The organism is Acidovorax sp. NO-1, assembly GCF_000238595.1.
In the GTDB taxonomy this organism is placed as follows: Bacteria; Pseudomonadota; Gammaproteobacteria; order Burkholderiales; family Burkholderiaceae_C; genus Acidovorax.
On record NZ_AGTS01000083.1, the window covers coordinates 108,065 to 126,222 of the forward strand.

Annotated in this window: 15 protein-coding genes and 1 pseudogene; 2 read left to right on the forward strand and 14 right to left on the reverse strand. The window is 61.4% G+C overall.

Annotation, left to right across the window (positions count from 1 at the left end; translation table 11 throughout):
- Positions 1–8 precede the first annotated feature (8 nt).
- From KYG_RS13345 to KYG_RS13390, 10 genes are read right to left on the reverse strand one after another with little or no spacing between them, the layout of a single operon-like run.
- Complete coding sequence (locus tag KYG_RS13345) at positions 9–1,607, reverse strand: acyl-CoA carboxylase subunit beta (RefSeq protein WP_008905439.1); 1,599 nt, start codon at positions 1,605–1,607, stop codon at positions 9–11.
- A 10-nt stretch (positions 1,608–1,617) separates the two neighbouring features.
- Entirely contained in the window at positions 1,618–2,118 is a 501-nt protein-coding gene (locus KYG_RS23330; protein ID WP_008905440.1) for an acetyl-CoA carboxylase biotin carboxyl carrier protein subunit, read from the reverse strand.
- A gap of 2 nt (positions 2,119–2,120) precedes the next feature.
- Positions 2,121–3,590 carry an acetyl/propionyl/methylcrotonyl-CoA carboxylase subunit alpha gene (locus KYG_RS13355; protein ID WP_008905441.1) on the reverse strand — a complete coding sequence of 490 codons (1,470 nt, stop codon included), beginning with the start codon at positions 3,588–3,590 and terminating at the stop codon, positions 2,121–2,123.
- A 43-nt stretch (positions 3,591–3,633) separates the two neighbouring features.
- Positions 3,634–4,842, reverse strand: coding sequence for an ABC transporter substrate-binding protein (locus tag KYG_RS13360; protein WP_008905442.1), 1,209 nt, complete (start codon positions 4,840–4,842; stop codon positions 3,634–3,636).
- 55 nt (positions 4,843–4,897) lie between these two features.
- Positions 4,898–6,100, reverse strand: coding sequence for an ABC transporter substrate-binding protein (locus tag KYG_RS13365; protein WP_008905443.1), 1,203 nt, complete (start codon positions 6,098–6,100; stop codon positions 4,898–4,900).
- A gap of 41 nt (positions 6,101–6,141) precedes the next feature.
- Positions 6,142–7,188, reverse strand: coding sequence for a branched-chain amino acid ABC transporter permease (locus tag KYG_RS13370; protein WP_008905444.1), 1,047 nt, complete (start codon positions 7,186–7,188; stop codon positions 6,142–6,144).
- On the reverse strand, positions 7,188–8,060 hold the full coding sequence (locus tag KYG_RS13375; RefSeq protein WP_008905445.1) for a branched-chain amino acid ABC transporter permease: 873 nt from the start codon (positions 8,058–8,060) through the stop codon (positions 7,188–7,190). The genes KYG_RS13370 and KYG_RS13375 overlap by 1 nt, the downstream gene beginning before the upstream one ends.
- Positions 8,060–9,928, reverse strand: coding sequence for a long-chain fatty acid--CoA ligase (locus KYG_RS13380; protein WP_008905446.1), 1,869 nt, complete (start codon positions 9,926–9,928; stop codon positions 8,060–8,062). The genes KYG_RS13375 and KYG_RS13380 overlap by 1 nt, the downstream gene beginning before the upstream one ends.
- Positions 9,925–10,707, reverse strand: a complete 783-nt coding sequence (locus KYG_RS13385) for an ABC transporter ATP-binding protein (protein ID WP_008905447.1) — start codon at positions 10,705–10,707, stop codon at positions 9,925–9,927. Before KYG_RS13385 ends, KYG_RS13380 begins: the two co-directional genes overlap by 4 nt.
- Positions 10,708–10,716: 9 nt before the next feature.
- The gene (locus KYG_RS13390) at positions 10,717–11,508 is read right to left on the reverse strand and encodes an ABC transporter ATP-binding protein (RefSeq protein WP_008905448.1); all 792 of its coding nucleotides are present in this window, start codon (positions 11,506–11,508) and stop codon (positions 10,717–10,719) included.
- Between the two features lie 571 nt (positions 11,509–12,079).
- Between KYG_RS13390 and KYG_RS13395 the strand changes: the two genes are divergently transcribed.
- Positions 12,080–13,126, forward strand: a complete 1,047-nt coding sequence (locus tag KYG_RS13395; RefSeq protein ID WP_008905449.1) for an IS110 family transposase — start codon at positions 12,080–12,082, stop codon at positions 13,124–13,126.
- A 476-nt stretch (positions 13,127–13,602) separates the two neighbouring features.
- Positions 13,603–14,068: pseudogene (locus tag KYG_RS25210) on the forward strand (IS30 family transposase); the annotation flags it as partial.
- Positions 14,069–14,188: 120 nt separating this feature from the next.
- On the opposite strand, the gene KYG_RS13405 reads toward KYG_RS25210, so the two are convergent.
- From KYG_RS13405 to KYG_RS13420, 4 genes are all read right to left on the reverse strand, one after another.
- Positions 14,189–15,895, reverse strand: a complete 1,707-nt coding sequence (locus tag KYG_RS13405; protein WP_008905451.1) for an electron transfer flavoprotein-ubiquinone oxidoreductase — start codon at positions 15,893–15,895, stop codon at positions 14,189–14,191.
- A gap of 61 nt (positions 15,896–15,956) precedes the next feature.
- Positions 15,957–16,466, reverse strand: a complete 510-nt coding sequence (locus KYG_RS13410) for a MaoC family dehydratase (protein ID WP_008905452.1) — start codon at positions 16,464–16,466, stop codon at positions 15,957–15,959.
- A gap of 144 nt (positions 16,467–16,610) precedes the next feature.
- Positions 16,611–17,243 carry a TetR/AcrR family transcriptional regulator gene (locus KYG_RS13415; RefSeq protein ID WP_034694552.1) on the reverse strand — a complete coding sequence of 211 codons (633 nt, stop codon included), beginning with the start codon at positions 17,241–17,243 and terminating at the stop codon, positions 16,611–16,613.
- A gap of 95 nt (positions 17,244–17,338) precedes the next feature.
- Positions 17,339–18,130 carry an enoyl-CoA hydratase-related protein gene (locus tag KYG_RS13420; protein ID WP_008905454.1) on the reverse strand — a complete coding sequence of 264 codons (792 nt, stop codon included), beginning with the start codon at positions 18,128–18,130 and terminating at the stop codon, positions 17,339–17,341.
- Between the last annotated feature and the right edge of the window lie 28 nt (positions 18,131–18,158).

Below are 18,158 nucleotides of genomic sequence, written 5' to 3' on the forward strand. Positions count from 1 at the left end.
TTGTCCCTTCAGAATCGGAAAATTCCGTAGTGCGGGTCGGCGATCGGGGCGTGTGCGGCGGCTGAGAGTGCCATGCCCAGTGCGTTGCGGGTGTCAGTGGGCGCCAGCAGACCGTCGTCCCACAAGCGCGAGGTGGCAAAGTAGGCGTTGGATTCGCGTTCGGCCTTTTCGTACACGCGCTGGCGCAATTGCGCCATCTCGGCCTCATCGGGCGTGTGGCCCTTGCGGCGCAACTGGGCGATTTTCACGTCGGCGAGGGTGTTGGCGGCCTGATCGGGGCCCATCACCCCCATGTGCACGTTCGGCCAGGCCCAGATCATCCGTGGATCCCACGCCCGTCCGCACATGCCGTAATAGCCCGCACCGAAAGCTGCGCTGGTGATGACGGTGAACTTGGGCACCTCGCTGCCAGCCTGCGCCATCAACATCTTGGCGCCGTCCTTGGTGATGCCTTCCATTTCGTAGTTGCGGCCGATCATGTAGCCGGTGGTGTTTTGAAAAAACACGAGCGGTGTACGGTTCTGATTGCACAGCGAGATGAAGTGCGCCGCTTTCTTGGAACTGTCGCTGAACAACACGCCGTTGTTGGCGAGGATGCCCACGCGGTACCCCCAGATGTAGGCGTAGCCGCAGATCAGCGTGGTGCCATAAGCGGGTTGGTATTCGTGGAAGCGGCTGCCGTCGACGATGCGGGCAATGAGTTCGCGCTGGTCAAACTGCACCCGGTGGTCGGGCGAGACGATGCCCAGCATTTCGTCGGGGTCGTAGTAGGGTGGCTCGGCATCGCGTTCTGGCAGGTAGCTTTTCGTCGCGGGCTTGAACTGCGCAACGATCTCGCGGCAAATCGCGATGGCGTGGGCCTCATTGTCAGCCGGGTAGTCGACCGTGCCGGATACCTGGGTGTGTAAATCACAGCCTCCGATCTCGTCGGCGGTGTGCTCCTCACCGGTGGCGGCCTTCACGAGCGGTGGCCCGCCGAGGAACACGCCGCCGGTGCCACGCACGATGATGCTGTAATCGCACAGCGCCGGGATGTAGGCACCGCCGGCGGTGCAGTGGCCGAACACCATCGCGACCTGCGGCACGCCGGCCTTGGACAGCAGGCATTGGTTGCGGAACACCCGGCCACCCTCGATGTACACGCCTGACAGTTCTTCAAGGAAGGCGCCGCCGCTGTCGCACAAATGCAGGACCGGCAACCGGTTCTCCAGCGCGATGTCCAGCAGTCGTGCCAGCTTGCGTGGCGTGAGCGTGTACCAGACACCGCCCTTGACGCTGGAATCGTCGGCGTGGATCAGCACCTCGCGGCCACTGACCACGCCCAGGCCAGTGACCACGTTGGCACCCGGGACCTCGCCGTTGTAGTCCTCGCAGGCAGCCAGCGCCGAGAACTCAAGAAAGGGCGTACCGGGATCTAGTAGCAGGTCCAGCCGTTCACGTACCAGTAATTTGCCCTGCGCGCGCACGCGCTTGATCTCATGCGGCGGACGTTGGTGGCGCGTGATTTCCATGCGCTCGCGAAAATTCGCGACGATGGCGCTCATGGCTTGATGGTTTCGCCGGAACGCTTCGGATGCGGTGTCGATGCGGGAGTCGATGCGTTTCATCAATCGGTTCTCAGGGGTCTTGCAGCGTCACGAGGGTGGACTTGAGAGCGAAGGTGTTGCCAACGGCAAAGTGCACAGTCTTGACCCGGGCGTCGCGCGGTGCCGTCAGCGTGGTTTCCAGCTTCATGCTTTCGATCACGATGAGCGGTTGGCCCGCATGCACGGCATCGCCGACTGCCACATGAACCGCGATCACCGTGCCGGGCATTGGCGCCTGCAGCAAGTCGGAAGCGGCACCGGCCCGGTCGCCGCCGGAGGCTGCGCTGAGATCGATCACCTCGACTTCAAGGGCACCGGTGGCCGCACTGTGCACGAATCGACTGTCGCCTTGCGCGGCGATCCAGACGGCTTGCGGGCGCTGATCCACGGTGACCCGCCAACGGCCATCAGGCAGCGTCTTCCCCTGCATCTCGAATTTGCGTTCGCCATGGCTGACGTGGAACACGCCATTCGCTCCACGTGTTACCACGAGGTCATGGACCTTGCCATTGATGACATAGCGGCGGCGCATCGTCAATTCCTCCAGGGTCCCATGGCGGCGTGCATCGCTGGAATGGAGTGAACGGCGCGCAACAGTTCGCGGTCGGCGAGCACCGCCGATGCCAGTACCAGGTCGATGTCATCGGGGGTGAGAGACTCGCGCAGCTCGTCGGCACAGCGTGCAAGCATGCCGGTGTCGGCCTGCCCAGCACGGAACTCGGCATGGCGCAGTGCCCGCGTGAGGTAGCGTGCGTTGGTGGTCAGACCCAACAGCACCGATTGCTCTAGCGCCAGGATGGAGCGTTCGATAGCCTGTGCACGCGTGTTGCCATGGCAGATAATTTTGGCGATCATGGGGTCAAATGCGGCAGTTACCGCCTGTCCTTCGCGCACGCCGGCATCAACCCGCACGCCTGGACCAGAGGGTGGTCGCCAGCACAGGATGTCACCGGTGGAGGGGCGAAAATCATGCTCGGCGTCTTCGGCGTAAAGCCTGCATTCGATGGCGTGACCAAGCTGCACGATGTCCGCCTGGGTGTAGCCGAGCGGCTCACCCTGGGCGACGCGTACCTGTTCGCGAACGAGGTCAAAGCCCGTCACCATTTCGGTGACCGGGTGTTCGACCTGTAGACGCGTGTTCATCTCAAGAAAGTAAAACTCGCCACCGGCGCCGTAGATGAACTCCACGGTGCCGGCGCCGCGATAGTTGGCGGCGCGGGCAATGCCGGCTGCAGCTTCGCAGATATCGTGGCGCTGCACCGGTGAAAGGGCCGGGGAGGGGGTTTCTTCAATGATTTTCTGGAAGCGTCGCTGCACTGAACATTCACGCTCCCAGAAATGCACCAACTGGCCATGCGCGTCGCCCATCACCTGCACCTCGATGTGCCGCGGGCGCTCCACATAGCGCTCGACAAACAGCCGACCGTCGCCAAAATAGCGCTCACCTTCGCGCCGTGCGGTCTCGATCTCGCGATCCAACATGGCGAGGTCACGCACGATGCGCATGCCCTTGCCGCCACCGCCGGCTGAAGGCTTGATCAGCAGCGGCGCGCCGAGCGCCCTGGCGCGCTCGACGAAGCTGGCCGGGTCATCGTCCTCGATGGCGCTCGGTGCCACCGGAAAGCCGCGATGGGCGACGAAGCTGCGCGCGCGCACCTTGTCACCCATCAGTTCGATGCTGTCCGGACGCGGGCCAATGAAGACGATGCCATCAGCTTCCAGCGCACGCGCAAACGCCGCGTTTTCAGACAGGAAGCCGTAACCGGGATGCAGCGCCTGTGCCCCACTGCGCCGACTCGCTTCAACCAACTGCGCGATATCGAGGTAGGCCGCCACGGGCGTCAAGCCGTGCAATTCGACCGACTCGTCAGCCTCCAGCACGGCCGGGCTATCGGCGTCCACCGCGTGGTGGGCCACCACGGTGGCGAGCCCCATGCCCTTGAGTGTGTGCAGGATCCGCAGCGCGATCTCGCCACGGTTGGCGATCAGAACTTTTTGAAACACGGGCGGAACCAGTTGTACGGCGGGTGACGAACGGCGTCTGGTGTCAATCGAGCACGGGGATGGGGTCGGACACGCGCTCGAAGCGGGAGTTTTTGGCGTCCGAGCGCAACACGAGCACGCTGCTCGGCGAGTGCCGGTCATTGGGGCCAAAACTGATGGGGGAAGCCAGCCCATCGGTGCTGAAGTTCTTGGTTGTCTCCAGCTTCTCGACGACACAGGCGCGGGTCAGCGCCTTGCCACAGCGGCGGATCGCGTCTTCCATCAGCAGCGCACCGACGTAGGCTGTGATCGAATAGCGGTTGAGCGACTTCAACTCGTCGGCTGACAGATATTTCTGTGCCAACCCCATGAACTTGGCCATGCCTGGCACCGACAGGTCGGTCAGAGGCGGGACATAGTCTGCGACGAAGTAGCCGTCGCCCGCGGCACCGGCGAGCGCCTGAACAGGGGTCAGGTGGGCCGAATGCACGGCAAGGAAGGTCAGCGACATCTGGTTTTTAGCGGCTTCCTTCATCAGCATCGAATGCTCGGCCACCACGCCACCCGACGCGAGAAAGGTCGCGCCCACCCGCTTCAGACTCAGCATCTCAGCCGAGAAGTCCTTGGTGCCACGCTTGAAGGAGATCTCGGACACGCTGTTGAGCCCCAGGTCCTTGATCGCCTTCTGGTAGCCGCAACGCACGTCGCTGCCAAACTCGTCATCCTGATAGACCAGTGCAAACTTCTCCTTTTGCAACTTCTTGCTCGTCACCATGTATTTCATGGCGGCGCTCAACTCCTGACAATAGGTTGGGCCGACCACGAATACCGTTTTGTTCGGTGGAGTGAAGTGCGCTGCTGCCACGGCCATCGCGTTGATGGTTGGCAAGCCTTGCTCGTTGATGTAGGGCACCATGGCTTGCAGCATCGCTGAACCCGAGGTGCCGATCAGGCCGAAGATGCCTTCCACGTCGACCAGTCGCTTGACGCCTTGCACAGCACGCTGAGGCACATAGCCGTCATCTTCCTGGCGCATTTCCACCTTGCGGCCGTTGATGCCACCGCGGGCGTTGACATCCTGTTCCCATACCCGCAAGGCAAGCATGTGGGCCTTGCCCAGCAGGCTGGCGGGGCCGCTGACGGGCGTGATCGAGCCGAGGACGATTTTGGCGTCGGTCACCCCAGGGTCGGCAGCAGCGGCGGTCGTGGCCGTCAGGCCAATGACCATGCCGAGCAGACTGGTGGCGGCGTATCGAAAGTATTTGCGTGTCATGGAAAGGCACTCCTGGTTGAGAAATGGGGGAGGGGCTGGTGGCGCGTCGTCAGGATTACTTGGAACTCAGAAATTCAGAGGCTCGCTCGAATTTCCCGGCGCTGGCATTCGCCTTGAGCAAAATGGGGCGGGTCCCCGACTGTCGAATTTTGGGCCCGAAGGTCAAGGGGGCCATGATGCCGTCGCTGGTGAAGTTTTTGGTCTGCTCGAGCTTTTCGACCACGCAGGCACGCGTGAGGTTTTTGGCACAGGCGTTGAGCGCTGATTCGAGCAACTGAGCGCCTACATAGGCGGTCAATGAATACCGATGCATGGCCTTGACTTCATTGGCTGAAAAATACTTGTAGGTCAGTGCGGTGATTTTGCCGATGCCCTGAGTTTGAGTGTCGGTCACGGGGGGGACAAAATCGGCGATATACATGCCGTCGGCAGCCGGGCCAGCCAGCGCCAGCACAGCATTCAGATGCGAAGGGTAAACGGCCAAGCGCACGGCTTGCATCTGGTTCTTCGCGATCTCTTTGAGCATGGCGGCGGTTTCGGTGATGATGCCACCGGTCAGCACAAAGGTGGCGCCGGCGCGCTGCACGCTCAGCACCTCGGCGGAAAAGTCCTTCGCGCCGCGCTTGTAGGGGACTTCAATGACGCTCTTGAGGCCGAGTTCTTTCAGTGCCAGGTCGTAGCCGCATTTGACGTCGGTGCCGTAATCGTCTTCCTGGAAGATCAGGGCAAACTTGGAGCCCTGCAGCTTCTGAGTTGTCACCAGATGCTTCATGCTGGCGGAGACAGCCTGGCAGTAGGTTGCCCCGATATTGAACAGCGTCTTGTGCGGTGGGTTGAAGTGGGCGCTGTTGACGGCGATATGGTTGATGGCGGGAATTTTCTGCTCGTCGATGATGGGCAGCATGGCCACCAATTGCGATGAGCCAGATACCGCGATCAAGCCAAATACCTGGTCAACATCAATCAGTTTCTTCAGGCTTTGAACCGAGCGCTGCGGCACATAGCCGTCGTCCTCGATGCGAATGTCCACCTTGCGTCCGCCGATGCCGCCGCGCGAATTGACATCCTGCTCCCAAACTTTCAGGGTCGTGGCAATGGCCTTGCCAATGATGCTGGGCGGGCCGCTCAGCGGGATGACCGCGCCAAGCACGAGTTTCTCGTTCGTGACCCCGGGATCTGCCGCCAGTGCGCTGCCGAAGGTCAGTGCGGCGAGGGCGCCGAGGCAAAAGCGCTGGGTCAGCTTCTGTAGTGTTCGCATCGCAGGTCTCCCATGGAATAAGCAGCGCGTGTGCTGCGGGGTCAGAATCGGAAGGGCCAATGGGTCCAGTAATGCTTGATGTCGCGCCATCGCCCCATCAGGCCATCGGGCTCAAAACGCAGGAACAACACAATCGCGAGTCCATAAATGACGCCTTTGATCTCATAGGCGGCAGTGGAGCCCGACCCGCCGAAGCTGGCGCCGATCATGCCGAACACGAAGCCCAGGCTTTCGTTGAGCAGGACGATGAAAGCCGTGCCGAGCAAGGCGCCGGCTACAGAACCCAGGCCGCCAACTATGAGCATGGAGAGCGCCTCGATCGATATCAGCAGGCTGAAGCTGTCGACATTCAGGTAGCGTGTGTAGTAGGCCAGCAAGCCCCCGGCGATGCCGGTGTAGAAGGCGCTGACCATGAACGCCAGCAACTTGTAGCGCACCAGGTTGACGCCCATGGCCTTGGCGGCGATGTCGTGCTCCCGGATCGCCAGGAACGCTCGGCCAATGCGGCTGCGCAGGATGTTCAGGGTGATGAAGGTGAACATCACCACAAAGCACAGCACCACGTAGTAGTAGCCACGTTCGGCATCCAGCGCCTGGCCGAACAGCGAGGGTTGTGGCACCGTCAGTCCTTCCGAGCCTCCGGTCAGGTCGCCACCGTTGAGGATCAGGTGGTTGATGATCACGGCAAATGCCATCGTCGTGATGGCCAGGTACAGCCCTTTGAGACGCAGCGAGGGTATGCCCACGATGATCCCGGCGATGGCCGCGCTCACGCCACCGGCGAAGATGGACGCCAGCATTGGCCAACCAAGTTTGCTGGCCACGATGCCGGCCGTGTAGGCGCCGACCGCCAGAAACCCCGAGTGCCCGAGCGAGATCAGCCCGGTGGTCCCGGTCAGCAGGTTCAGGCCCAACACCCCCACCGCTGTGATCAGCAGCAGCAGAATGACGGAGACATAGTACTTGGCCAGCAGCAGTGGCGCGGCCGCCAGCAGCGCCACCAGCAGACACGACCAGACGATGACAGGAACCGAGTCGGTCAGTGCCAGCAGCTGACGATAGTTTTGTTTGAAGTTTCCGCTACGCATCAGACACGCTCGATTTCAGGTTTGCCGAACAGGCCATAGGGTCTGACCATAAGGACGACGAGGATCAAAACAAAACCGGCGATCTCCTTCATGCCGCGGCCGATATAGCCTTCCGACAGATTCTCGACCACCCCGATCAGGATGCCGCCGAGTGCGGCGCCGAACACCGAGTCCAGCCCGCCCAAGATGACTGCGGGAAAGCTGCGCAGACCTGTCGTCCACATGCCGGGGTTGACGTCGTAGATCACGCCGATCAACACGCCCGCAATGGCGGCGAGCCCCGCCGACAGGGCCCAGGACAAGGCGAAAATGCGCTTGACATTGATGCCCATCAGCAGGGCTGCAGTTTGCACGTTGGCGGTGGCACGCATGGCGATACCGACCCGCGAATAGCGAAAGAAGGTCCACAGGCCGAGCAGTACGGCCGCCATCAGCCCAACGGAATACAGCTGCGCCGGGTACAGGCCGGCCGGGCCGATCTTGATGACCTCCGTTGGCAGGCCGGCATTGAGCGGCATGGGGTCTGCGCCCCAGATCAGCACCACCACCGAGCGCAGGATCACGGCCAGGCCAATGGTCACCATCACCGTGGAAAACACCGGCTGACCAAGCATCGGACGGATCAGCAAGACCTCGATCAGCAGGCCGATCAGCACCGAGGCCGCGACAGTTGCTGCCAGCATGGGCCAGAAGCCAAATTGGAAGGTGCCGGCCAGGGTGAAGGCGATGTAGGACACCAGCATCATCAGCTCGCCCTGGGCGAAGTTCACCACGCCGGTGGCGCGGTAAATCATCGCAAAGCCCATGCCGATGAAGCCGTAGAGCAGGCCCACGGCGATGCCGGAAATGACCAGTTGCAGAAAATAGTCCATCAGCCTGCTCCTCCACCGTAGATGATCTCGATCTCTTTCGCGAAGGTTTTTTCGATGACGTTGCGGCGCACCTTCTGGGTGGCGGTGAGTTCGCCGTCGTCGTGGTCGAGTTCTTTTTCCAGGATCAGGAACTTGCGGATGTTCTCGACCCGGGCAAACAGCTTGTTCACACGCTTGACGTCCTCGTCGATCAGTTCGCGCACCTCGGGCAGCGCGGCCAGGCTCTTGTAGGTGGTGTAGGCCAGTTTGCGTTCTTGTGCCCACTTGCCGACTGTTTCGTAGTCGACCTGGATCAGCGCCGCCAAATAGTGGCGTCCGTCGCCCAGGATGATCGCCTCGCGCACATACAGGCTGTCCTTGAGCGCGTTTTCGATCTCCGAGGGAGCGATGTTCTTGCCGCCGCTGGTGATGATGATGGCCTTCTTGCGGTCAACGATCATCAGCTCGCCGTTGTCGGCCAGTGCCACGATGTCGCCGGTGTGCAGCCAGCCGTCCACCACGGTCTTGGCGGTGGCGCCTTCGTCGTGGATGTAGCCCTTGAACACGGCGGGGTGCTTGACGACGAGCTCGCCGTCCTCCGCGATCTTCCAGTTCAGGCCGTCGATGGGCAGGCCGGTGGCGCCCAGTTTGATCGCTTTTTCATGCTGGAAGAAGATCACCCCGCCGGACTCGGTCATGCCGTAGACCTGGTACACCGGAATGCCGAGGATGCGGAAGAACTTCAGTACCTCGGGTGAGACGCTGGCGCCGCCACAGAAGCCGCACTGCATGCGGTCCTGGCCGACGAACTTCTGCAGATTGCGAAACATCAGCAACCACAGAACGAAGAAGTGCAGGCGATCCGACAGACTGCGCTGGCCCCCTTGCGCCTCGACCTTTTCGAACAGACGGCGCCCGGCATCGAAGCAGCGCTGGAAAGCCCAGCGCTGAAAGCGCGAGGCGTCCTGCATGCGGATCAAAATGCCTTGCTGCAGCTTCTCCCAGATGCGCGGCACGCCCAAAAACACCGTGGGTGCGATCTCGCGCAGATTGACGGCCACCGTGTCGATCGATTCGGCGTAATTGACCACGCCACCGGTGAGCAGGTGCATGACCGTCGAGAAGGCACGCTCGGCCACGTGGCACAACGGCAGGTAGCAGACCACTTCGTAGTTGTGCCGGTCGAGCTTGAAATGGGTTTTGAGCTTGTCAACGGTGACGATCAGGTTGCGGTGCGACAGCATCGCGCCCTTGGGCGGCCCGGTGGTGCCCGAGGTGTAGACCAGCATGCAGGTGTCGTCGGGTTGGGTGTCCTCGATGGCGCGATCAAAGGTTCCCGCGTGCTGGGGCGATGCCGCGGCGTATTGGTCGCCAAGCTCAAGCACGTCCTCGAACGACATCAGCTTGTCGTGTTTGTAGCCGCGCATGCCCTTCATGTCGACGCAGATGATCTTCACCAGGTCGGGCAGGCCGGTGGCGTGCTTGTCCATGGCGTCGAGCACTTTGTCGACCTGTTCCTGGTCGCCGCAGACCACGAACTTGCTGTTCGAGTGGTGCACGATGTACTGCAGCTCCGGCCACGGGTTGGTGGGGTAGATGCCCACCACGACGCCGCCGATGGCTTGCGTGGCCAGGTCGGTGAACATCCACTGCGGACTGTCCTCGCTGGCAATCGCCAGCCGGTCGCCCTTGTCGAAGCCCAGAGACTTGAGACCGAGTGCGAAGCGGCGCGCCGTTTCGAAATAGTGCTGCCAGGTCATCCGGTTCCAGATACCGTAATCCTTCTCGCGAAACGCGAGCGCATCCGGAAAGCGCTGTGCCCAGTGCTGGAGCAGCTTGGGCAGGGTGGTGTTGCCGTTGCGCAGCAACGCGTCCAGGTTGTCGATCACGCGGCCTCCTTGGTTTTGCTGCCCAGGTAGGCGTCGATAACCGCCGCGTTGGCCGATATTTCGGCCGGCGTGCCCTCGCCGATCTTGCGGCCGAAGTTGAGCACGCAGACGCGGTCGGAGATGTCCATCACGATGCCCATGTCATGCTCGACCATGAGGACCGAAATGCCGAGTTCGTCGCGGATGTCCAGCACGAAGCGGGCAATGTCTTCGGTCTCCTCGCTGTTCATGCCCGACACCATTTCGTCCAGCAGCAGCAACTTGGGCTCGGTGGCCAGTGCGCGCCCCAACTCGACCCGCTTTTGCAGGCCATAGGACAGGGTGCCCACCGGCATGTCGCGAATTTCCTCGATTTCGAGAAAATCGATGATCTCTTCCACCTTGCGACGGTGTTCGAGCTCCTCGCGCCGCGCCCGTCCGAAGAACCACGAGGCATCCAGCACGTTGGTGGCCATGTGGCAGTGGCGGCCGACCAGCAGGTTGTCCACCACGCTGGCATGTTTGAACACCGCCAGGTTCTGGAAGGTCCGACCGATGCCGATGGCGGCCAGGCGGTGTGCCGGCATGCCGGTGATGTCGCTGCCATCGAAATGCACGGTGCCGCTGCTGGGCTTGACGACGCCGCTGATCATGTTGAAGGTGGTCGTCTTGCCGGCCCCGTTGGGGCCGATCAGGGAATAGATTTCACCGCGCCGAACGTGAAAACTGACACCGGCAACGGCTTCGACGCCGCCGAAGCGCTTGGACAGGGTTTCGACCCTTAACAATGTGTCGTTCATGTTTTTTTCTCAGGACAGCCAGCGTTTGCGCCGCTTGTAATGCTTCACGTCGCGCATGTTCTTGCGCGATCCACCTTCGCCGAAGCCTAGGTAGAACTCGCGCACGTCGTCGTTGCGCAGCATCTTGTCGGCCTCACCGTCGAGCACCACGCGGCCGTTTTCCATGATGTAGCCATAGTCGGCAATGGCCAGCGCCATCTGTGCGTTCTGCTCCACCAGGAGAATGCCCATGCCTTCCTGGCGGCACAGGCGGGTGATGATGTCGAAAATCTCTTCGCTGATCTGTGGCGCCAGACCGAGCGTGGGCTCGTCGAGCATCAGCAGTTTCGGGGACGACATCAGCGCGCGGCCGATGGCCACCATCTGCTGTTCGCCGCCCGACAGGTAGCCCGACACCGTGCTGCGTTTTTGCACCAGACGCGGGAACAGCCCATACACCATCTCCATCTGGCGCCTGGCGTCTGTCAGACTGCGTGTGTAGCCGCCCATCACGAGGTTTTCCTCGACCGTCAGCTGGTCGAACAGGCGGCGCCCCTCGGGCACCATGACCACGCCGGCGCGCACGATTTCGTCCGGCGCCAGGCCGGTCAGCTGGCGGTTTTCAAACGTGATCTGGCCACCCTTGATCTCACCGTCTTCCGGATACAGAACGCCCGAAATGCCTTTGAGCGTGGTTGATTTCCCGGCCCCGTTGGAACCGAGCAGGGCGACTATGCGACCTTTGCCGACGGCCAATGAGGCCTCTCGCACCGCCTCGATGGTGTTGTCGTAAACGATCTGGACATTGGTGAGATTCAGCATGACAGGCCGTTACTTGCGCTGTGCTGCGGCGACTTAACCATTGAACGGGTTTGCCGGTCGAGCGTAGTGGATGGGTGCGCCAGGATGGCAGCCGCAGTCGTGCAGACCTTCGGCTCGGATGGGCCGGGTGCATGGGCGCGACCATGGTCTCTGGTTGCCAGGGTGCCGGTCGAGGGGGCAGTTAATTTTCTCAAAGGTTGTCCCGTGTTGGCCGTGTTGGCCGTGTTGGGCAGCGTGCCTGCCATGTGCCTTGCCGTTCGGTAGGCGCCATGCCTTGTTTGCATGGCGTTAATCTAACGGTAGTTAGGCTGGCGTCAACTCGGGAAATCCCTATGCAGGTGCCATCAAGTCCGGGTGCAAGTGCGGGCGGCAACTTCTGGCCAGGCTCGCTACAGCATGAATGCCGGTGATTCACCGTCGGCGCATTCAAGACTGAAGATGGCACGGTCCGCCCACCTACAGCGCTGCTGCTGAAATGAGGCTGCCATCGGTCGACGGTGGGGCCTCGCAGAAACGGCATCCGAGTGCCAAAGTGGAGGTTCTTGCAACCACTTGATCTGGAGGCCCCACCATGCAATCTACTGCAAATCTGCCCGTCATTGGTCTGGATCTGGCCAAGTCCGTCTTCCAGTTGCACATCGTCGATATTCAGACTGGTGAAATCCAGCGTCGCCAGATCAAGCGCGCCAAGCTCACCGAGTTCTTCGCCAAGTGCCAGCGCAGCCTAGTTGCGATGGAGGCGTGCGGCACAGCCCACCACTGGGCGCGGGTGATCAGTTCCCTGGGGCACCAGGTCAAGCTGCTGCCTGCCCAGCACATCAAGGCCTTCTTGCTGCGCGACAAGACCGACGCCATGGACGCGCAAGCGATCTGGGTGGCTGCTCAACAGCCGCACCTCAAGCCCGTGCCTGTCAAGACGGAGCGCCAGCAGACTTGCATGGCGTTGCACGGCATGCGTCGTCAGCTCATGAAGATGCGGGTCATGCAAACCAACGCACTGCGCGGCATGCTGGCCGAGTTCGGCATCGCTCTGCCGGTCGGGCACAGCCAGTTGCTCAAGGCGATTCAGGGCGAGCTGGCCAAGGCGCAGCAGGCTGATCAGCTAACAGCCGATCTGGTGCTCAGCGTGCAAGAGCAACTCAAACGCATTGACGCCTTGCAAGAAGACATCGACCACCTTGGTCAGCGGCTGCGTGCCATGATTCGCGAGGACCGCCAGATGCAGGCGATCCAGCAAATCCCGGGCGTTGGGGACTTGACGGCCTCGGCGCTGGTGGCGGCCGTCGGAGACTTCTCGACCTTCAAATCCGGGCACCAGTTTGCATCGTGGGCAGGCTTGACACCGCGACAGGTGGGAACAGGTGGAAAGACACAACAGCTTGGCATCTCCAAGCGTGGTGATACCTACTTGCGCACCCTGCTGATCGCGGGAGCCAGGGCCGTGATTGCCAGAGCCGACAAGTCGAGTTGGATCACTCGACTTCTGGCGCGGCGGCACTACAACGTGGTCGTCGTGGCATTGGCTAACAAGATGGCACGTACGGTCTGGGCGGTCCTGGCCAAAGGCACAGTCTTTGAACAAGTCAAGTGGAATCCCATTGATCCGGTCGCTGTCTGATGTAACCACAACAGAACGCCATACCGTCAAACAACTGAACCGAACCGTTTTGAAGGAGCGCCTGCAGAAAGCGGAGTGATGGATTGAAGGTCAAACCAGGTAGGGGACATTCCGGTGTTGCACTAGTACCTTGAGTACGGTCTGAAGATTGGAGCCTCGACCGCGAATAGCCATCATGGGCAGCAGAACCAACTGCACAAACAGCCCGAATGTAAGGCAGCAGTCCTTTCAAGCTTTCACGACGCCAACGCTTGCACTCCTTGGGCGGACCATGTAAGTGCAACACCTGCCCCCGAGTACGGTCCGCAGATTCAAAGCAGCCCACCCAAGCGCAAACGACTACCTCGCAACAAAGGAAAAGGCCGAAGAGCTCAGATACTATTGCTCCGGCCCCATGAATCTTGAACTTTCGTGGATCGTTTGCCTGTGGCAGTCCGTCCACGACTCGCGACTTCAAAGGGCCGGATCAATAGATGGACATGGTGAGCATCCATGTGCGTCCGCCCGAGATTGAAGACCGGCAGTTGCCCGGGCACGGGGAGGGTGACCTGATCAAGGGTGCTGCGAACGCCAGCGCGGTGGGCACCCTGGTGGAGTGCACCAGTCGGGCTGCTCATGCTCATCAAGCTGCACGGGTTCAAGCCCGCCAGCGCGGTCAATGTCCTGCAGGCCTTCTCTGACAAGCTGCTGAGGCTCGCTGAGCCTATGTGCCAGAGCATGACGTACGACCAGTGCCGGGAGAAGGCGATGCACAGGGAACTGAGCCGACCCACGGACATTGCGGTGTACTTCTGTTACCCCCACAGCCCTTGGCAGCGAGGCTCTAACGAGAACTCCAACGAACTGGTGCGCCAGTACCAGCCCAAGGGCTCGGACCTCTCAGGGTACAGCCAGGAGCAGCTCGATGCGATTGCCGATCAGATCAACAACCCGCCCTGGAAGGGGTAGGGCGCACGATCCCCCTCTGGCAGTCTATCGGGACCTCCTGCTCAATAGCACGCAACACCCACCCTCGTTCATTGAAACCCAGGGTATTGCACTTTAGATTTGAATCACTCTCGGCTACATTCCCGCGTAGTTCGGCCCGCCGCCGCCTTCGGGCGTGACCCAGACGATGTTCTGAGTCGGATCCTTGATGTCGCAGGTCTTGCAGTGCACGCAGTTCTGCGCGTTGATCTGCAGCCGGTCCGAGCCGTCGTCGTTCTTTACGAATTCGTAAACGCCGGCCGGGCAGTAACGGCTCTCGGGGCCGGCGTATTTCGCCAGATTGATCTGCACCGGCACGCTGGCGTCCTTGAGCGTCAGGTGCGCGGGCTGGTTTTCTTCGTGGTTGGTGTTGCTGACGAACACGCTGGAGAGCCGGTCGAAGGTGAGCTTGCCGTCGGGCTTGGGGTAGCTGATCTGCGGCATCTCGGCGGCCGGGCGCAGGCTGGCGTGGTCGGCCTGGGTGCGGTGGATCGTCCAGGGCGGACGCTTGATGCCAAGCCTGGGCAGCAGCCACTGTTCAATGCCGGTCATCAGGGCTCCGACGAGGCTGCCCTTCTTGAACCACTGTTTGAAGTTGCGCGACTGGTCGAGTTCGGTGTGCAGCCAGCTGTTTTTGAACGCAGCGGGGTAGGCGCTGAGTTCGTCGCCGCTGCGTCCGGCGGCCAGGGCTTCAAACGCGGCTTCGGCGGCCAGCATGCCGCTCTTGATGGCGGCGTGGCTGCCTTTGATGCGTGCGGCGTTCAGGTAGCCGGCATCACAGCCGACCAGCGCGCCGCCCGGGAACACGGTCTTGGGCAGGCTGACCAGGCCACCGGCGGTGATGGCGCGCGCGCCGTAGCCGATGCGCTTGCCACCTTCGATGTGGGCGCGAATGGCGGGGTGGGCCTTCCAGCGCTGCATTTCCTCAAAGGGGCTGAGCCATGGGTTCTTGTAGTCGAGCCCGGTGACGAAGCCCAGCGTGACCTTGTTGCCTTCCAAGTGGTAGAGAAAACCGCCGCCGTAGGTCTGGCTGTCCATCGGCCAGCCGGCCGTGTGCACCACCCGACCAGGTTGGGCGCGGGCCGGGTCGATCTCCCACAGTTCCTTGATGCCGATGGCATGGCTTTGTGGATCGCGGCCTTCGTCGAGCTTGTATTTCGTGATGAGCTGTTTGCCCAGATGGCCGCGCGCGCCTTCGGCAAAGATGGTGTATTTGGCATGCAACTCCATGCCGAGCTGGAAGCCGTCGTGCGGCAGGCCGTCCTTGCCAATGCCAAGGTTGCCGGTGGCGACACCCTTTACCGAAGGTAAATTCCCGCTCTCCGAACCGTTGTCGTTGTACAGCACCTCGGCGGCTGTGAAGCCGGGGAAGATTTCCACGCCCAGGGCTTCCGCCTGCTCGCCCAGCCACTGGGTCAGGGCGCCCAGGCTGATGACGTAATTGCCCTCGTTGTGGAAGCAGTCGGGCACCAGGAAGTTGGGCGTGCGCTTGGAGCCGGTTTCGCTCAGGAAAAGCACGTCGTCACCGGTGACGGGTTGGTTCAGCGGTGCGCCCAGCTCCTTCCAGTTGGGGAAGAGTTCGTTCAGCGCGATGGGGTCCATGACCGCGCCGGAGAGGATGTGAGCACCGGGCGCGGAGCCTTTCTCCAGCAGCACCACGGAGACGTCCGCGCCCTTTGCTGCCGCGAGCTGCTTGAGGCGGATGGCTGTGGCCAAACCGCCGGGGCCGGCACCCACCACTACCACGTCGTATTCCATCGCCTCGCGCGGGCCGTATTGTTCGAGCAGGGAGGTGGGCTTCATGCGGAGAGAGTCAAAAAGTTGGCGACCCTGGGGCCGAAGTTGACGAAATAAAAAGGGGAGGTCAGGGCCGGCTGTCGACCGGCAGCGGCGGTGCGGTGCGCGGTGCGCCGTCACGTTTGTAGACCATCACCGTGCGTTTGAAGGTGCAGACAATCACGCCGCTCTGGTTGTAGCCTTCGGTGCGCACCGTGACGACGCCGACATTGGTTCGCGACCGCGACTCGCGCCTATCCAGTACCGTGGTGCGGGAGTAAATCGTGTCGCCTTCAAACACTGGATGCGGAAGTCGAACTTCGTCCCACCCCAGGTTGGCCATGACGTTTTGCGAGACATCGCTCACCGTCTGCCCCGTCACGAGGGCCAGCGTGAGGCAGGAATTGATGAGCGGGCGGCCGAACTCCGTCTGCGCGGCGTAGTGGGCATCGAAGTGCAGCGGAGCCGTGTTTTGCGTCAGCAACGTGAACCAGATGTTGTCGTTCTGGGTCAGGGTGCGGCCGAGGGCATGCCGATACTCGTCGCCGACCTCGAAGTCTTCATAGAACCGGCCGGGCCACCCTTCCTTGACAGTCATTTTTTGATCCTTCGGTGTGTTGTTCAATTTGCGATTTCCAAGATGCAGTCGGTTGGCGTGCCACTGAGCCACGTAGGCGACATGGGGACCATGGTTGTCCGTCTCTCTGCCCGGCCTATTGAAGTTGCCGGCAATGCATTGCGGCTATGCTTTGTCATGCAGGAGAATTCCATCGAACACGATCGCTGTGATTTGGCGTGAGAAATCCTGAAACGAGCCTCGTTGGGGGTTGTACCACTCGACGGTCCAGTTCAATGCACCAATCACGAAAAGCCGAATCATGGCCGTGCTTGTGTCCTGGCGCAACTCGCCGCTGGCGAGCGCTGATTCGAACAGCCGATCCCAATAGTCTGCGTAAGCCCGCCGCACGATCCGGTGGCGATTTTTTGCGCTGATCGGGATTTGGCCGTAGATGCGGATGTTGGCTGACGTAAAGTCGCCATAATGCAGCATTCCCCAGAGATGGCCTTCAATGCCAGCGGCGATTCGGTCTCGCCAGGGTGCACTTTCGGGAAGAGCCGCAACACGGGTGCGCACGGCATCGGCGACGATGGTGATACCTTTGTCCAGTACCTCGCCCAGGATCTGCTCTTTCGATTCGAAGTGATAGTAGATGCTGCCGGCTTTGACGCCGGCAGCATCCGCAACCTCGCGCAAAGTAGTTGCCGCATAGCCATGATGCCTGAACAGCCGTGCAGCTTCGAGCAGCACCCGTTCACGTGTAGCGGGGCCATCTGCGTTATCTTTGCTGAGCTTTGCTTCTGTACTTGGCTTCATAATGACCGATAGTTAGATCCAAAAAAGCAAATCGTATCAAACTTGGCTTTGGTCGAAGGGGCAGACTCGTGCATTGGCGCGTCGCAAGTAGTTGCTCACTTGCTCCCGTTGGTCCACTGCCTGAAATCAGGCCGGCGTTTTTCCAGGAAAGCGCTCACGCCTTCTTTGGACTCTGCCGTGTCGTAGTACAGGCTCAGCGCTTGAAGTCCCAGGCTGCCGATCCCGCGAATGTGCTCGGTGGATGCATTGAACGAACGTTTCGCGATCGCCAGAGCCGTCGGACTTTTTTCGACAATTTCCTTGCACCAGCGGGCGACTTCGGCGTCGAGCCGGTCGTGGGGCACGACGGTGTTGCACAGACCCATGGCCAGGGCCTCCTGTGCACTGTAGCGGCGGCACATGTACCAGATCTCGCGGGCTTTCTTTTCGCCAACCACATGGCTCAGGTAAGCCGTGCCCCAGCCAGGGTCGACCGAGCCTACTTTCGGGCCGACTTGGCCAAACACGGCCTTTTCCGAGGCAATGGTCATGTCGCACAAGGTGGCCAGGACATTGCCGCCGCCAATGGCGTAACCCTGCACGCGGGCGATCACGGGCTTGGGCACGTCACGAATGGCGCTGTGAAACTCTTCCACCGGGATACCGATGGTGCCCCGGCCGTCATACTGGCCGGCATGAGCCGACTGATCGCCGCCGGTGCAGAAAGCACGGTCACCCGTCCCGGTGAGCACAATGGCGGCGATTCGCTTGTCCCAGCCTGCTTTCATGAATGCCTGCAGCAGTTCCTCGACGGTCTGGCCGCGAAACGCATTCATCACTTCGGGGCGGTTGATCGCGATGTAGGCCACCGAGTCGAGTTCTTCGTAGAGGATGTCCTTGAATTCCATGGGTTTTCCTTTTTGTCTGTTATTTCAA

What these genes read in the sequence shown, in the direction of transcription:
- KYG_RS13410 (WP_008905452.1), bottom strand. Translation starts at nt 16,466, where the DNA reads ATGACTGTCAAGGAAGGGTGGCCCGGCCGGTTCTATGAAGACTTCGAG.
- KYG_RS13415 (WP_034694552.1), bottom strand. Translation starts at nt 17,243, where the DNA reads ATGAAGCCAAGTACAGAAGCAAAGCTCAGCAAAGATAACGCAGATGGC.
- KYG_RS23330 (WP_008905440.1), bottom strand. Translation starts at nt 2,118, where the DNA reads ATGCGCCGCCGCTATGTCATCAATGGCAAGGTCCATGACCTCGTGGTA.
- KYG_RS13420 (WP_008905454.1), bottom strand. Translation starts at nt 18,130, where the DNA reads ATGGAATTCAAGGACATCCTCTACGAAGAACTCGACTCGGTGGCCTAC.
- KYG_RS13370 (WP_008905444.1), bottom strand. Translation starts at nt 7,188, where the DNA reads ATGCGTAGCGGAAACTTCAAACAAAACTATCGTCAGCTGCTGGCACTG.
- KYG_RS13385 (WP_008905447.1), bottom strand. Translation starts at nt 10,707, where the DNA reads ATGAACGACACATTGTTAAGGGTCGAAACCCTGTCCAAGCGCTTCGGC.
- KYG_RS13390 (WP_008905448.1), bottom strand. Translation starts at nt 11,508, where the DNA reads ATGCTGAATCTCACCAATGTCCAGATCGTTTACGACAACACCATCGAG.
- KYG_RS13395 (WP_008905449.1), top strand. Translation starts at nt 12,080, where the DNA reads ATGCAATCTACTGCAAATCTGCCCGTCATTGGTCTGGATCTGGCCAAG.
- KYG_RS13360 (WP_008905442.1), bottom strand. Translation starts at nt 4,842, where the DNA reads ATGACACGCAAATACTTTCGATACGCCGCCACCAGTCTGCTCGGCATG.
- KYG_RS13405 (WP_008905451.1), bottom strand. Translation starts at nt 15,895, where the DNA reads ATGAAGCCCACCTCCCTGCTCGAACAATACGGCCCGCGCGAGGCGATG.
- KYG_RS13345 (WP_008905439.1), bottom strand. Translation starts at nt 1,607, where the DNA reads ATGAAACGCATCGACTCCCGCATCGACACCGCATCCGAAGCGTTCCGG.
- KYG_RS13365 (WP_008905443.1), bottom strand. Translation starts at nt 6,100, where the DNA reads ATGCGAACACTACAGAAGCTGACCCAGCGCTTTTGCCTCGGCGCCCTC.
- KYG_RS13375 (WP_008905445.1), bottom strand. Translation starts at nt 8,060, where the DNA reads ATGGACTATTTTCTGCAACTGGTCATTTCCGGCATCGCCGTGGGCCTG.